13 protein-coding genes and 1 pseudogene are annotated in these 14,767 nt (G+C 34.0%); 7 read left to right on the top strand and 7 right to left on the bottom strand.

Going from position 1 to position 14,767, the window contains the following annotated elements; all coding sequences use genetic code 11:
- Positions 1-1,186 precede the first annotated feature (1,186 nt).
- Positions 1,187-3,352 (bottom strand): endonuclease MutS2, encoded by a 2,166-nt coding sequence (locus tag ACZ2G0_RS10675; protein WP_470307631.1) that lies wholly within the window; start codon positions 3,350-3,352, stop codon positions 1,187-1,189.
- A gap of 167 nt (positions 3,353-3,519) precedes the next feature.
- Between ACZ2G0_RS10675 and ung the strand changes: the two genes are divergently transcribed.
- The gene (ung, locus tag ACZ2G0_RS10680) at positions 3,520-4,197 is read left to right on the top strand and encodes a uracil-DNA glycosylase (protein ID WP_470307632.1); all 678 of its coding nucleotides are present in this window, start codon (positions 3,520-3,522) and stop codon (positions 4,195-4,197) included.
- Between the two features lie 192 nt (positions 4,198-4,389).
- Here ung and ACZ2G0_RS10685 read toward each other — a convergent pair whose 3' ends face one another.
- From ACZ2G0_RS10685 to porX, 5 genes are all read right to left on the bottom strand, one after another.
- Positions 4,390-4,767, bottom strand: a complete 378-nt coding sequence (locus ACZ2G0_RS10685) for a DUF4258 domain-containing protein (RefSeq protein ID WP_470307633.1) — start codon at positions 4,765-4,767, stop codon at positions 4,390-4,392.
- Positions 4,768-4,802: 35 nt separating this feature from the next.
- Positions 4,803-6,002 carry an alanine dehydrogenase gene (locus ACZ2G0_RS10690; RefSeq protein ID WP_470307634.1) on the bottom strand — a complete coding sequence of 400 codons (1,200 nt, stop codon included), beginning with the start codon at positions 6,000-6,002 and terminating at the stop codon, positions 4,803-4,805.
- An 86-nt stretch (positions 6,003-6,088) separates the two neighbouring features.
- Positions 6,089-6,565, bottom strand: a complete 477-nt coding sequence (locus ACZ2G0_RS10695) for a GNAT family N-acetyltransferase (protein ID WP_470307635.1) — start codon at positions 6,563-6,565, stop codon at positions 6,089-6,091.
- A gap of 4 nt (positions 6,566-6,569) precedes the next feature.
- On the bottom strand, positions 6,570-6,977 hold the full coding sequence (tsaE, locus tag ACZ2G0_RS10700; protein WP_470309842.1) for a tRNA (adenosine(37)-N6)-threonylcarbamoyltransferase complex ATPase subunit type 1 TsaE: 408 nt from the start codon (positions 6,975-6,977) through the stop codon (positions 6,570-6,572).
- A gap of 69 nt (positions 6,978-7,046) precedes the next feature.
- Positions 7,047-8,600, bottom strand: coding sequence for a T9SS response regulator signal transducer PorX (gene porX, locus ACZ2G0_RS10705; protein WP_300287744.1), 1,554 nt, complete (start codon positions 8,598-8,600; stop codon positions 7,047-7,049).
- 596 nt (positions 8,601-9,196) lie between these two features.
- Here porX and ACZ2G0_RS10710 point away from each other — a divergent pair.
- Genes ACZ2G0_RS10710 through ACZ2G0_RS10720 form a run of 3 tightly spaced genes read left to right on the top strand, consistent with a single transcriptional unit; the run spans position 9,197 to position 11,191 of the window.
- The gene (locus ACZ2G0_RS10710; protein WP_470307636.1) at positions 9,197-10,282 is read left to right on the top strand and encodes a hypothetical protein; all 1,086 of its coding nucleotides are present in this window, start codon (positions 9,197-9,199) and stop codon (positions 10,280-10,282) included.
- Positions 10,267-10,599, top strand: coding sequence for an STAS-like domain-containing protein (locus ACZ2G0_RS10715; protein ID WP_470307637.1), 333 nt, complete (start codon positions 10,267-10,269; stop codon positions 10,597-10,599). The genes ACZ2G0_RS10710 and ACZ2G0_RS10715 overlap by 16 nt, the downstream gene beginning before the upstream one ends.
- On the top strand, positions 10,583-11,191 hold the full coding sequence (locus ACZ2G0_RS10720; RefSeq protein ID WP_470307638.1) for a hypothetical protein: 609 nt from the start codon (positions 10,583-10,585) through the stop codon (positions 11,189-11,191). Before ACZ2G0_RS10715 ends, ACZ2G0_RS10720 begins: the two co-directional genes overlap by 17 nt.
- 94 nt (positions 11,192-11,285) lie before the next feature.
- Here ACZ2G0_RS10720 and ACZ2G0_RS10725 read toward each other — a convergent pair.
- Positions 11,286-11,747 (bottom strand): annotated as a pseudogene (locus ACZ2G0_RS10725) (transposase); the annotation flags it as partial.
- A gap of 358 nt (positions 11,748-12,105) precedes the next feature.
- On the opposite strand from ACZ2G0_RS10725, the gene ACZ2G0_RS10730 reads away from it, so the two are divergent.
- The 3 genes from ACZ2G0_RS10730 to ACZ2G0_RS10740 all read left to right on the top strand — a co-directional run bounded on the left by ACZ2G0_RS10730 (position 12,106) and on the right by ACZ2G0_RS10740 (position 14,438).
- Positions 12,106-12,777 (top strand): hypothetical protein, encoded by a 672-nt coding sequence (locus ACZ2G0_RS10730; RefSeq protein WP_470307639.1) that lies wholly within the window; start codon positions 12,106-12,108, stop codon positions 12,775-12,777.
- A gap of 273 nt (positions 12,778-13,050) precedes the next feature.
- On the top strand, positions 13,051-13,140 hold the full coding sequence (locus ACZ2G0_RS10735; protein ID WP_470309843.1) for a superinfection immunity protein: 90 nt from the start codon (positions 13,051-13,053) through the stop codon (positions 13,138-13,140).
- A 221-nt stretch (positions 13,141-13,361) separates the two neighbouring features.
- Positions 13,362-14,438 carry a S1 family peptidase gene (locus tag ACZ2G0_RS10740; protein WP_470307640.1) on the top strand — a complete coding sequence of 359 codons (1,077 nt, stop codon included), beginning with the start codon at positions 13,362-13,364 and terminating at the stop codon, positions 14,436-14,438.
- Positions 14,439-14,767 lie beyond the last annotated feature (329 nt).

Here is a 14,767-nt window from a genome sequence, read left to right on the forward strand (position 1 = left end):
TTGCGTCGTACCTCGCAATGACTTTAGCTGTGTTTGTTTTTTTCCTCGTAGGTCATTGCGAGGAACGAAGCAATCGTACGAACACGAGCAATTCATTTGAGCATTGAAGCAATCGCACGAACAGGAGCAATTCATTTGGGCATTGAAATAATCACACCAACACGAGCAACATAATTTAGCATTACCACAAGCACGAATTTTGAGCAACATTATAGGATTGCGTCGTACCTCGCAATGACTTTAGTTGTGTTTGTTTCTTTGTTTCACTGGTCATTGCGAGGAACGAAGCAATCGCACTAACACGAGTAATGTATTTGCACATTGAAGCAATCGCATTAACACGAGTAATGTATTTGCACATTGAAGGAATCCCACTAGCACGAGCAACATAATTTAGTAGTAACACAAGCACCAATACTAAGCAACTAAGTAGGATTGCGTCGTACCTCGCAATGACTTTAGCTGTGTTTGTTTTTTTCTTCGTAGGTCATTGCGAGGAACGAAGCAATCGTACGAACACGAGCAACAAATTAGAGTATTAAAGCTATGGGACGGATACTACCAATAATATTGAGGAACGAAGCAATCGCACTAACACGAGCAATTCATTTGGGCATTGAAATAATCACACCAACACGAGCAAAATATTTACGCATTTCCACAAGCACGAATTCTGAGCAACTATGTAGGATTACGTCGTACCTCGCAATGACTTTAGTTTTGTTTGTTTTTTTGTTTCGCGAGTCATTGCGAGGAACGAAGCAATCGCACGAACAGGAGCAATTCATTTGGGCATTGAAATAATCACATCAACACGAGCAACTTAATTACGCATTTCCACAAGCACCAATACTGAGCAACTAAGTAGGATTGCGTCGTACCTCGCAATGACTTTAGTTGTGTTTGTTTTTTTGTTTCACGAGTCATTGCGAGGAACGAAGCAATCGCACTAACACAAGCAACAAATTTGAGCATTGAAGCAATCACAATAACACGAGCAACAACTTTAAGCATTGAAATAATCAAATTAACACTAACAATAATTTTGAGTAATAAAGCTATCGCACTAACACGAGCAACATACCTTAGTAGTAACACAAACATCAATACGGAACAACTTAATAGGATTGCGTCGTACCTCGCAATGATTTTAATAACGTCGATTTGTTTCTTGAAATGACTTTAACTACTTCTTACCCGCCTCTACAAATTCCAAAGCTTCTAAGCTTACTTTTGAGGTAAATACACCATAATTTACAGTTGCTTTATTCTTTTCAATTACATCAATTGTTCCTACGGCGCGGCCGTCAAACATGCGTACGCGGTCACCGACTTTTAAAATAGGTTTGGGTTTTTCAACTACGACCTTTAATTTTTTCTCTTTCTTTTCCTTGCGAATTTCTTCTACAACAAGAGTTGCTTCTTCGATAACTTCCTTCTTTTTTATAGCGATTGCCTTGGTCTCTTTTGCTGTAGCTTTTTTACGTTTCGAATTCTCGATTTCGATAATTTTCAAAAATTCACCTAGGAGCTCTTTTTTGTTTTTATTATTGAAATATTTCTCCGCAATATCTTCGATTTTTTGACCGATGTAAATCGTCTTTTGATTACTATCATAAAGCTCTTGGTAACTTTCTAGCTTTTGCTTTATCTTGACATTGATGGTTTCCATTTTTTTACCTTCTTCACGTGCTTTCGTCTCTTCTTCTTTAAGAGTTTGAGATGTTTTTTCAAGCTTAGAACGTTCTTTTTGAAGCGTAGCAATAGTCTTGTCAAAACGAACTTTCCCCACTTCAATCTTTTTCTTAGCACGATTGATAAGACTAAACGGAATTCCGTTTTTAAGCGCTACTTCAAAGGTAAATGAACTTCCGGCTTGTCCTAATGCTAGTTTGTACATCGGTTCTAATGATTTCTCATCGAACATCATATTGGCATTGGTCGCAAAAGGCAATTCATTTGCTAAAATCTTTAAGTTGGAGTAGTGTGTGGTGATTATTCCAAAAGCTTCTCGATGGTAAAACTCTTCCAAGAAAATTTCGGCTAAAGCACCTCCTAATTCGGGATCGGAACCTGTACCAAATTCATCAATTAAGAACATAGTTTTACTATTGCATTTCTTCAAGAAGTAGTTCATGTTCTTTAAGCGGTAACTGTAGGTACTTAAATGATTTTCAATAGATTGGTTGTCACCAATATCTGTAAGTATTCTGTCAAATAAAAAGGTCTCTGAACGTTCGTGTACCGGAATCAACATACCGGATTGTAGCATTAATTGGAGTAATCCAACTGTTTTCAACGAGATGGTTTTACCACCGGCATTGGGTCCAGAGATTACAATAATGCGGTTTTCCTGTCCTAATTCGATTGTTTGCGGATGCGTGATTTCGTTCTTCTGTTTATTGTTTAAAAACAAAATAGGGTGGTAGGCATCTCTAAAATACATGCGACGCTGATCAGTGATCGTCGGTAAGATCCCGTTGATTTTGTTCGCATATTTGGCTTTAGCCGCAACGACATCAATATCACTGAGGAATTCTTGGTATTCAATCAGCAATGGTAAATATGGCCGAATAGAATTCGACAACTGTTTTAAGATGCGCGTGATTTCCTCTTTTTCTTCGTATTCTAAATTACTCAATTCTCTTGAGTATTGCAAGGTCATTTCGGGTTCTACATAAGCGATACTGCCTGTTTTGGAACTTCCTAAAATACTTCCCTTTACTTTACGGCGGTACATCGCTAAAACAGCAAGTACACGGCGGTTTTGAACAAAACTTTCTTTAATGTCATCTAAGTACCCTAAGCCATTGTAATGTGACATAGCGACACCAAAACTTTGATTCACCTTACCTCGAACGCTATTCATACTGCGTCTCGTGTCCAAAAGCACTGGAGAAGCGTTATCCTTTATTTCGCCATATTTATCGACCACATCATCAATCATGTGAACGATATCTTTGGTCAATTCTACTCGAGCGGCACGAGCATTGATATTGGGATAATAATCATCAAATTTGCGCAAGAAATTCAACAAAAAGTTAACGGTAGAGGCCAGAGTGGCTATTTTTCTAAAACTTCCAACTTCAAGAAAACTGTCCTCAATGGCAAGAAACTTAATTTCATGGTTGATAGCGTCAAATCCGTGATTCGGAATAGCATTGTTATTTTGAAAAGACGAAACGTACTCTGATGTTTGCATCAAGGCTTGCATCAAACTTTCTTTGTCTTTAAAGGGAGTAATATTAAGGGCTTTCTCTTTACCAATTTCGGTATTACAAATACTTGAAATCGTTTCAAGAACCGTTGGGAATTGTAAATCTTGTAAAGTTTTTTCTGTTATAGATATCATTAGGATGAGTTGCTTCTTTGCTACAAAAATAGTTAATAGTGTAGACTCTTTTATATATTAGTAGCAAGTTTAACTAATGTTTATTGGCACCGCAATAGAAAAAATCTATGATTCTAAATCCAGATTAAAATCTCTGTGTATCTTTGTGTTCTTAAGCCTAAAAAATAATGCAATTACAACTACCACCGCAATGGGAAGCACTACTTTCTAAGGAACTGGAAAAACCCTATTTTCAAGAATTAAAAGTTCAATTGAAAGCGGAATACCAAAACACAAAATGCTTTCCGCCTAAGGATTTAATCTTGGCTGCTTTTGACTATTGTCAGCTTGCTGATTTAAAATTGGTCATTATAGGGCAAGATCCTTATCATGGCGAGGGTGAAGCGAATGGTTTAGCATTCTCAGTAAACGACGGTGTGAAAATCCCACCTTCGTTACGAAACATTTTTAGAGAACTAAATGATGATTTGGAGCAATTATTTATGCCAACATCGGGCAATTTAGAAAAATGGGCTAAACAAGGCGTATTACTTTTAAATGCAGGGTTAACTGTTCGAAAAGACCAAGCGAATAGTCACAAACATTTAAAATGGAATATCTTCACCGATGCGGTCATTCAAGAAATTTCGACTCAAAAAGAAGGCATTGTTTTTATGTTATGGGGCGCTTTTGCACATAAAAAAGGAAGCAAAATTGATAGAACCAAGCATTTCGTTTTAGAATCAGGACATCCGTCGCCACTGAGCGCTAATCAAGGAAAATGGTTTGGGAATAAGCATTTTAGTAAGGCAAATGCGTATTTGGAATCCATCAACAAAAAACCTATTGATTGGTCTTTGTATTAGGTGAATTTAAAATGGTACTATTTTTAAAACTGCACCAAGCATCAATCTTTGAAGTAATCGTCAAAGGTGAAGCAGTCCGATATAATATTTGAGGATTTAATAATAGGGGTAGAAGCTACCACGAATTGATAAAAAAAACCACTTTCGTTTTACTAACAAAAGTGGTTTTTCGATTTCAGCAATAAAGTGAAATTATTTTCGAGTAATATCTACTAGAATAGCTTTGCTTGGTCGGTTTTCGACCGTTAGAATGATGTCTACATTTTTAGCTGTCTTGCCTTCAATAATGTATAATTTGGCGTTTTTCCCAAATTCGGTGTCACTTTTATCAAAATCCACATCACCAAATGTCAAAGAGTTTTTAATATCGGTTTGGTCTATCCAAGGCTCGGCCAACACTGCCGTTGCTTTTTTAGAATATTCAAAAGGTTTATTGCGAAGGTCATTCAAAACGCGTGAATTAGGAAAGTAACTGCAACGCGTATCTTTCCCGCTAAAAACAAGTGCTACAAAAAAACAACCTATAACTAAACCCACTAGGTAGTAGGCAAAACGATGTACAAACTTCATGACTATTTTTTTTGCAAAGGTAGCGGAAAGATTATTTAAAACACAATTAAATTGATGTCGTTATTGGGTAAATCAAACCAGTCTCCAATGGCCTTATTAGTTAGGATTCCGTGGTACAAGTAAACGCCACATTTAAGTCCTTTGTCACAGCGAATCGCACTTTCGATACCTCCATCATCAGCAATTTGAATTAAATATGGGGTTATGATATTACTAATCGACAACGAGGCAGTCTTAGAATAGCGAGACGGAATATTGGGAACGCAGTAATGCAAAACGTTACTTTTGATAAAAGTTGGTTTCTCGTGCGAAGTCACTTCCGAAGTTTCAAAACAACCGCCAGTATCAATACTTACATCAACGATTACGGCACCTTTTTTCATGTGCTCGACCATGGTTTCTGTAACCACAACAGGTGTACGTTCCTTACCACGCATGGCGCCAATGGCTACATCACAACGTCGCAGCGCCTTTAACAATGTTTTCGGCTGAATGGTAGACGTAAAAATGCGTTGGTTTAAATTATTCTGTAATCTTCGAAGTTTGGTGATTGAGTTGTCAAATACTTTTACATTGGCACCCAATCCTATTGCGGTTTTGGCTGCAAATTCTCCTACAGTTCCCGCACCTAAAATCACCACTTCGGTAGGAGGAACGCCTGTAATGTTCCCAAAAAGCAATCCTTTTCCAAATTCGGTTGTAATCATTAATTCGGCAGCGATTAATATCGAGGCTGTTCCTGCGATTTCGCTCAACGATTTTACAGCAGGATAGGTTCCGCCTTCGTCTTTTATATATTCAAATGCTAAAGCCGTAATTTTTTTCTTGGTTAAGGCTTCAAAATAGCTTTTCTGTTTGGTTTTAAGTTGAATAGCCGAAATCAGAATCGACTGGCTGTTCATCATCTCAATTTCTTCGAGCGTTGGTGGCTCTACTTTTAGAATCATCGGACAGCCGAATACTTTTTTGGTGTCTTTGGTCACTTCTGCACCAGCATCACTGTATTCTTTATCCGAATAGCTTGAGCTTTCACCAGCACCGCTTTCGATCATCACGCGGTGTCCGTGACAGGTTAAAGAGTTCACAGCATCAGGCGTTAAACAAATTCGGCGTTCTTGATGGCTCGTCTCTTTGGGTAAACCAATAAAAAGCTCGCTTCTATGTTTTCCTACCTCTAGTTTTTCTTCTTGAGGCATCAGTTGCTGTTTTGTAAACGGTGTAAATGACATTGACATTGCTATTGTGCTATTTAAGAGGTAAAATTACATAAAAAAGATCAAAATACCGTGAGAGTACTTCCTTAAAAAGAACGAAAAAGGAGCTACTGTAAAACTTTCTCCATTTTGATGTCGGCGCGTTCATAAACGCCAGCTTCTAAAGGTATTTCGACAAAACCGTACTTGTGATACAAATGAATGGCTGATTTTAGGCTTCTGTTAGAATATAAAATAAGGGAACTCGCATTTATTTCTTTGGCCACAATAAAGCAATGCTCTAGAAGGATTTTACCAATTCCTAAACCCTGAACAGGAGATGTGACTGCCATTTTACTAATTTCATAAACCATGTCGCTGACTTTTAATAAAGAAACCGTTCCTACTATTTCGTCTTTGTACGTAGCGTAAAAAATCAAACCGCCTTTATCGATGATTTCTTCTTGCGGATTGGAAAGTACAATTTCGTCTCGATCTTCAATACGAAAATACTTTTGTAACCACTCCACGTTTAAAATCTTGATATAGTCCTTTAATTCCGTACTAAACGGAATGATTTGTACCGCTTCAATCGTGTTTTTCATCTTCTTAACTTAATTCTAAAACTCGTTTTCCATCGGCTTGCTCCTTGATTCGGATAACCGAATGTTCCTCGGGAATCAAATTCGGAATCTGTTCTGCCCATTCGATAAAGCACCAATTTCCAGAGTATAAATAATCATCGACTCCCATATCGAGTGCTTCAGTTTCGGCTTTTAATCTATAAAAATCAAAATGGTAAACGATTTCATTTGCAGTTGTTTGGTATTCATTAACTAAAGAAAAGGTTGGGCTACTAGTCGCTTCGGTAACGCCTAATGTTTTACACAATTGTTTGATAAAAGTAGTTTTTCCAGCACCCATTTCGCCGTAAAAAAGAATCACTTTTCTAGGATTTTGAGCCACCACAATTTCCGCTACTGATGCGATATCTTCTAATTCATAAATAATTTCCATGCTCATTTTTCTTCATTAATTTTAATACAACGCTAGTTCCTTACAATAGCAAGCAACCAGCGTTCGATACTATTTTGGATTGAATACCAAAGCCGGAATAATCATTTCTTCTAACGAAATTCCGCCATGCTGATAGGTATTTTTGTAATAACTCACATAATGATTGTAGTTGTTCACGTAGGCCAAAAACAAATCATTTTTTGCAAAAATATAAGAACTACTCATATTTATACTAGGCAACCCTATTTTTTTTGGATCTTTCACCGCATACACATCTTTATACTCATAGGTAAGGCTACGGCCGGTTTTGTAACGCAAGTTCAAACTTGTGTTTTTATCACCCACCACCTTCGACGGATTTTTAACATTGATCGTTCCGTGATCCGTAGTTAAAATCAATTTGAACCCTAGTTTTTGGGCTTGCTGAATAATTTCTAACAAAGGCGAATTCTTAAACCAGCTGAGCGTCAAGGAACGATACGCCTTATCATCGGCAGCTAATTCTTTTACTACATCCATCTCTGTTTTGGCGTGCGAAAGCATATCAACAAAGTTGTACACGATCGTAACCAAATCATTGCCTTTTAAACCCTTAAAGTTTTCGGCCAGCTTTTTACCGGATTCCATATTGGTAATCTTAAAGTAATCTTCCTTCAGGTTCAGACCCAAACGCTTCAGTTGTGCCGTCAAAAATTCGGCTTCATACAAGTTTTTACCACCTTCCTCAGGATCATTTTTCCAATATTGCGGAAACTGCTTTTCCATCTCCACAGGCAATAAACCCGAGAAAATCGCATTTCTAGCATACTGTGTCGCCGTTGGTAGGATAGAGTAATAGGATAACTCTCGCTCTAGTTTGTAATAATCATTTACAACACTTTCAAAAACTTTCCATTGGTCGTAACGCAGGTTATCAATCACGACAAACAAAATAGGTTTGTCATTTTTCTTTATTTCAGGCAAAACTAATTCTTTGAATAAGTTATGCGAAAGCACCGGTTTATCGGCCTTAGGCTCAAACCAGTCCTCATAATTGCGTTCAATGAATTTCCCGAACTGTGAGTTGGCTTCTACTTTTTGCGATTCCAAGATCTCGATCATCGCTTGATCGGTGATATTCTCCAGCTGCAATTCCCAAAAAATCAATTTCTTGTACAATTCCACCCAGTCCTCGTAGCTGTTCACCATACCCATTTCCATGGCAATTTTACGGAACTCCTTTTGGTAGTCGAGCGTTGTTTTTTCCGAAATCAGTCGCGAGTGATCCAAGTTCTTTTTCAAGCTCAACAAAATCTGGTTTGGATTCACGGGCTTAATCAAGTAATCGGCAATTTTAGAACCAATCGCTTCCTCCATAATGTACTCTTCCTCACTTTTGGTGATCATAATCATAGGAATCGCACTCTTTTTCTCCTTCATTTCCTGCAGCGTTTCCAGTCCGCTCATACCCGGCATATTCTCATCTAAGAATACCACATCAAAGTTTTCATTCTCAAATAAGTCCACGGCATCGCGCCCGTTATTGCAAGTCGTTACACTATAATTTTTTTTCTCCAGAAAAATAATGTGCGGTTTTAGGTAATCAATTTCATCATCAACCCAAAGTATTTTTATTTTGTCCATATGTATCGGTAAAAAGCGTTCAAAAGTATTTATTTATTGTGCCAAAGTACATTTTTTTAGAACGTTGCCGTATTAATATTTTTATAAAATTTTATAGAATTAAAGGGTAAGTAGGGCAGGAATCCAAAGCCGAAGCATCCTCCAAATCGTTCTTTGGGCGTGCCCTCCGCTTGAGCTACGGTCGGGCAGTCCACTGCAAGTCCTCGCTCCGCCCTAAAAGCGTCACTGTGGGCTTTCCGTTTCCGTCCCTCACGCGAGGCCCAAAATTCCAATCACGAGTAGTAGATCATCAAGACGCAATACATTCTATTGACCAAAAAAAGGCGACTATTACGGGAAACCGTAAGGCAATCCTATTGTAGGTAATTATCTTTGAAAAAGAAACAACTAATTTAGGCTTTAATCAAATAAATCTTATATTTGACAACCACAAAAAACAAATTAATCCATAACAATAGGAGCATAAGCTTTTATCTTGTTGTGGATTTTTGTTTTTGGTGGGGAGATGAAGAAAATGCTAGGCTTGTTGATGTAATTTGCAAGTTAGCGGTAAGTTCAAAAAAAAATAAGAAGAATTCAACAACCAAAATAATAAATTGAAAAAAATATATACAACACAACTTTTTAAGAAACAAAATAAAAAAAGAGCAGATAATAGACTTCGCAGAAATCTACTCTTTAAAAATAAAAAGAGAAAAAAAAGAATTAGCGAATTGAATAAAAATAAGCTTCAATTAGAAGAAGAAAGAATTATTAGTAATTATAGTAAAGTTACTGCACCAAAATATTTTTCTTTTATAGAGAAACCAGAAGAAGCAATAAAATTCATAAATAAACTTGAAAAATTATATCTAAACAAGCAAAATGTTTTCATTAATATAAAAGACATTACATACATTGATTATTCTGCAATTACAATCCTCGTATCTGTAATGTTTTCATTTAAAGCAAGAAATATAAAGTTTAACGGTAATTTTCCAAAAAATAGAGGTTTAGCCCAATTATTAATAAACTCGGATTTTTTTGAATATTTACATAAACCTATTGGAGATAAAATTGAATATGCCATAGGAAAGGAGAATCAAATATTTACGCGAGCAAATAAAGAAGTTAATTCTGAATTAGGATTGGTTGTAATGCAAGAAGCTACAAGAACTATTTGGGGAGAGAATAGAACTTGCAAAGGACTCCAAAGAACATTACTAGAATTAATGCAAAACACTAACAATCACGCTGACGTAAATAAGAAAGGCGAAAAGCATTGGTGGCTTTCTGTAAATCACGATAAAATTAACAAGAAAGTGTCATTCATATTTATTGATTATGGCATCGGTATTTTTGAAAGTTTGAAAAATAAGCCATCAACGAACAAATGGTTTGGTTGGATGGAAAAAATTAAAAATAATCTTATTCACGGAGGAAATGATGAAATATTTAAATTATTACTTGATGGTCAAATGCATTTAACAGTAACGGGGCAACATTTTAGAGGTAAAGGTTTACCTGGAATAAAAGAAGTGTTAGGAAGAAATCAAATTAGTAATTTACAAATAGTAAGCAATAACATATTTGCAAATGTATCAGATAATCAATACTATAAACTTAACTCTGAATTTAGTGGTACATTTGTTTCTTGGGAACTGAATTATAATAATATAAATACAAAATGGATAATCGAATAATTTACATAAAAGACTTTTCAATTACCCCAGGCTCTAGATATAAGGACGAAGGTAAAAAAGCACATTCAGGTGAAGAATTTAGAGAATGTTTTTTAGAACCTGTATTTAAGGAAATAATTGATTCAGAAAATCATTTAATTGTCAATCTTGATGGAACAATTGGATATGGTACTTCTTGGTTGGAAGAAGTATTTGGAGGTTTAACAAGAACTTATGGAAAAAAAATAGTGTTAGAAAAACTACAATTTATTTCAGAAGAAGAAGATTATTTAATTGAAGATATTATACAATATATAAAAGATGCTGAAAAATTATAAATTAATATTATCTGTTATTACAGGTATATTAATAGGGGTTTGTCTAAACATTATTATCAAAAAATATTCAATATTACACATCGAAAGCGATGTTAGTTTTGAAATTAACCCTTTAGAAATTTTCTCAATACTTATCAATATTTTTTTGGCAATTTACATAACAAAAAATTTAGCCAAACAAAATGATTTAGAGAAAACTGAAAAAGAACTTTTAATAAATTACCTCAAGGAATTTCAAACTGAATTTATTGGTAAAATAGATAAACTAATTGAAAGTCCTGACTTTGAAACACCAATAACAAATTCTTGTTTTAAAACTTTAAGAACAAAAATAAATTCAATTTTAACTATTGCTGAAGAAAGTAATTTAATTGAGGTTAAAGACGAAACTTCAATTAAAATTAAACAAAAAATTTCTGATATCTGGGAATTATTTACCGATACACCTAGAAATGCTAATCCAAAGACAAATCAAGCTACCAAAGATGGAATAGCAATATTGCGCCTTGAGAAGATTTCAAAAATAGAAGCTTCTTCTGTTGAATTTGACAAACTCATCTTTCAACTTGCAATGAAAATAAACAGAAAATAAAAAACCTACAGCTAACAGCCGTAGCCGTTGCACAACGGCTACAAAAAATGAGTTCCCACAGCAATCATAAGAAAACAACCTTTTTTAAAGCGATTTAAAGAAGGTTATTTTTTTTGGTTTTATAATTATTTATAAAAATAAGACAGTCTAAAAACCTTGTTATTGGTTCATATAAATAGGTTTTACATAAGATTGCTGCTTTGCTTACTTTTAGTTTCATTCTCTGGAGTTCAAGTGTTGGTTTTTTGACAACAAAGCGTAAGTATTTCTTCAAATTATAGGTCAATGATGCCATTAAAACGTGTTTGTTTGCATTTTTTATTCCTCGGGTATTGACGCGCTTCATGTTGGTAAAGTTGATTAGTGTTCCTATGACAGGGTCTACGGTTTTGCTGCGCACTCTGACCATCTTTATGGTGTATGCTGGGTTTTGATTGAGCTTTTGGTGCATTCGGTCGTAATGCTCTTTATGGATGCTGTCATCTATCTTTTTGTATTTTGTGACTTTACCGCAGCATTGTTCTCGTAGTGGACAGTTTTTACAACTGCTTTCGCTCCGCCCTAAAAGCGTCACTGTGGGCTTTCCGTTTCCGTCCCTCACGCGAGACCCAAAATTCCAATGACAATTAGTAGTTCATCAAGATGCAATAATTTCCCTTGACCAAAAAAAAGACTACCATTACGGGAAACCGTAAGGCAATCCTGCTGTAAGGAATTATCTTTGAAAAAGAAACAACTAATTTAGGCTTTAATCAAATAAATCTTATATTTGACAACCACAAAAAAAACAAATTAATCCATAACAATAGAAGCAGATGCTCTTATCTTGTTGTGGATTTTTGTTTTTGGTGGGGAAACGTATTAGAGACTTGATGACTTCAAGGAGTTATAAATAAATTTAAAAAAATACGACAATGAAAAAAATTTTTCTAATTTTTGTATTAACTACATCATTAACAACGTTTGGACAAGGACGAAAATTTCTAAAAGACAAGATTAGAGAATGGGGTCAGTGTAAAAATGTTGCTATGACCTTGACTGGTGGTGACATTGCATTAAAAGGGAAAAATGCTTGGGCATCTGCAGGCTCTCCTATTTCTTTAACTGATAAATTATCGCAATTAAATAGTGGTAACAAATTAATTGATGATATAGTCTTGACTGAAAAAGGAAGTTGGCTGATACTTTGGGGAAATAATGGAATTAGTTCATATGGTTTAACAACTTCATTAGACAATAAAATTGGGAAATGGAATAATGAAGGTGAAGTGATACACTCTATTACATTTAATGATAATGGCGACTGGATTATGATAAGTAAAGATAAATATACTGCATCAAGTCAAAAATTAATGGAGTGGTTGAAATTAGGAGAAAAAATTTATGGAGAAATATGGGCGGCTCATTTGACCAATACTGGACTTGTTGCAGTTTATGCAAAAGGATATAAGTTTTTAGGAGAAGTTCCATCAAATTTAAAAGAAAAATTAAATGAAACTAAATTAAACGTTTTTAGGCTTAAATTCCTGTCTGACGGTTCATATTTTATTGCTGATGTTGATGGAAAATATTCATATTTCTTATAATATCTTTGAGATAGCAAATTTTGAGGCTAATTCATGTTTACGTTTCACAAGAAATTTTATTTTAGTTGGAAACCCGTTGAAAGCTTAAGGGATTTAGACGCTGATAATCCCTTCTATCATTAAAATGAATTGTATAGTAATGTGTCAAATATAAATAATAAATAAATTTTTGAAATGGGAAGCATTGGTCTAATGGAGGGTTTGATTTTAGTTGTGATAGGTATATTGTATTTTTTGCCAGCATTTTTAGTAAGGAAACATAAAGATTTTTTTATGATCTTACTTTTTAATATATTTTTTGGATGGACTTTTATAGGTTGGATTATTATATTAATATGGGCATATTCAAAAAGTAAGAAATAAAATAAGTTACTATTTGGAAAAAAAAGTTCAGTATTTTATATAATGCTTTAACAGTTGAGTATTAAAATGAATTTTCTTAAGTACTTTTTAGTAAAACTAAAGAAGTTTTGGGTTTTGATTAATTTTAACCAATTCAAGTTCATCGTATTAATTAACACCTCTTGTGGTTATGGATATAAAATTACTTCTAGAATTATACTAGTTTAATTAAAAAAGTCAGAATGAAAAGAATATTACTTTGTGTCACAATTTTAGTTTTAAGTGGTTGTGTGAGGAAAATAGATCCAATATCGCCAGAAAATCTTTTTGAAAAGCATAAATCAGCAGTAGTTTTAATAGCACATCAATATTACTATAGAATTCAATCTGAAAATAATACTTTCTATTATTCTCCATCTTCTGAAGGGAAAATTTTTACCTCAGAAGATGAAGTACTTAAAAACTTAACTGTTTCAACTGGAACTGGATTTATAGTTTCTCTTGATGGAGAAATAATAACAAATAGGCATGTTATCAATCCTAAAGATGATAATTATAAAGTCGAATTGTATACATTTATTAATGATAAGGTAACAATTTTATTAGAGAAAAAAAATATTTACAATGACTCATTAGAATCTCTTAAAAGTTATTATGTAGAAAACTCTAGTTATTTGGAAGACTATGAAAAAGAAAATTTGAAGGAAAAATATAATGAATTAACTTCTTCACAAGCAGTAATTTCAGAATTCACAGAATATCTAGAAAGTTTCAATTACAACGATGCAAGAATACAATTAGTATCAGTTAATATTGGTATTGCATATGATAATACGTTTGTCGAAAATTGGGAAGATTTGCAAGAGTGTGTTGTAATAAAAGAGTCTAAGGATGAAAATGTTGATTTAGCTTTAGTCCAAACTAAAAATAAATTATTCAATATTATGCCAACGGATATTTTTAATTTTGAAGATAATAACCCAAACATTATAGAAAACCCAAGGGATAATAAAGAAAGAAATATTAAAAATCCAGTTAAAGTGAATGCAGATGTTTTTATGATAGGTTTTAATAGGGGATTTTCTTTGGCTAAAACTAAACAAGGAATTAAGTCGCAATTTACAAGTGGTAAGATAAGTCAAGAAAGTGACGGTGAGAGAATTTTATATACTATTCCAACTCTTGAAGGATCTAGTGGCAGTCCTATTATTGACCAATGGGGTAATTTAGTTGGTGTTAATTTTGCAAAATTAAACGACAGTCAAGGATTTAGCTTTGGTGTACCAGTTTATGAAGTAAAAAGATTTTATGATGAATGATAAAAAAGTATAAAATAGCTTTTGAGACATGATTGAATAGTAAAAAAATTATTGAGCTCTACCTATGAATTTTGAAAAGGTAATAGTGAAATTTAATAAAAAATTAATGTGTCTGTTAACCATTATATTATTTAGAGATTAAAATTTTACTTGTCACATAAAAAGCAAAACGATAATAAGGATCATTTGTTTACCATATAAAAAATTTAATCTATAAAATAATTTTATAAAAAATTAGAATGAGTATTATTCCGACCATATTTGATCCTTTTATAATATGAAATATCATAAGCTTTAACAAAAAAAAATGATATCATTTTGTTAGTAAT

This window comes from Flavobacterium sp. KKT103, from assembly GCF_055640565.1.

Coding starts and splice junctions, on each gene's coding strand:
- tsaE (WP_470309842.1), bottom strand. CDS start 6,977: ATGGAAATTATTTATGAATTAGAAGATATCGCATCAGTAGCGGAAATT.
- ACZ2G0_RS10685 (WP_470307633.1), bottom strand. CDS start 4,767: ATGAAGTTTGTACATCGTTTTGCCTACTACCTAGTGGGTTTAGTTATA.
- ACZ2G0_RS10720 (WP_470307638.1), top strand. CDS start 10,583: ATGCTGAAAAATTATAAATTAATATTATCTGTTATTACAGGTATATTA.
- ACZ2G0_RS10740 (WP_470307640.1), top strand. CDS start 13,362: ATGAAAAGAATATTACTTTGTGTCACAATTTTAGTTTTAAGTGGTTGT.
- ACZ2G0_RS10715 (WP_470307637.1), top strand. CDS start 10,267: ATGGATAATCGAATAATTTACATAAAAGACTTTTCAATTACCCCAGGC.
- ACZ2G0_RS10730 (WP_470307639.1), top strand. CDS start 12,106: ATGAAAAAAATTTTTCTAATTTTTGTATTAACTACATCATTAACAACG.
- ACZ2G0_RS10675 (WP_470307631.1), bottom strand. CDS start 3,352: ATGATATCTATAACAGAAAAAACTTTACAAGATTTACAATTCCCAACG.
- porX (WP_300287744.1), bottom strand. CDS start 8,600: ATGGACAAAATAAAAATACTTTGGGTTGATGATGAAATTGATTACCTA.
- ung (WP_470307632.1), top strand. CDS start 3,520: ATGCAATTACAACTACCACCGCAATGGGAAGCACTACTTTCTAAGGAA.
- ACZ2G0_RS10690 (WP_470307634.1), bottom strand. CDS start 6,002: ATGTCAATGTCATTTACACCGTTTACAAAACAGCAACTGATGCCTCAA.
- ACZ2G0_RS10735 (WP_470309843.1), top strand. CDS start 13,051: ATGATCTTACTTTTTAATATATTTTTTGGATGGACTTTTATAGGTTGG.
- ACZ2G0_RS10695 (WP_470307635.1), bottom strand. CDS start 6,565: ATGAAAAACACGATTGAAGCGGTACAAATCATTCCGTTTAGTACGGAA.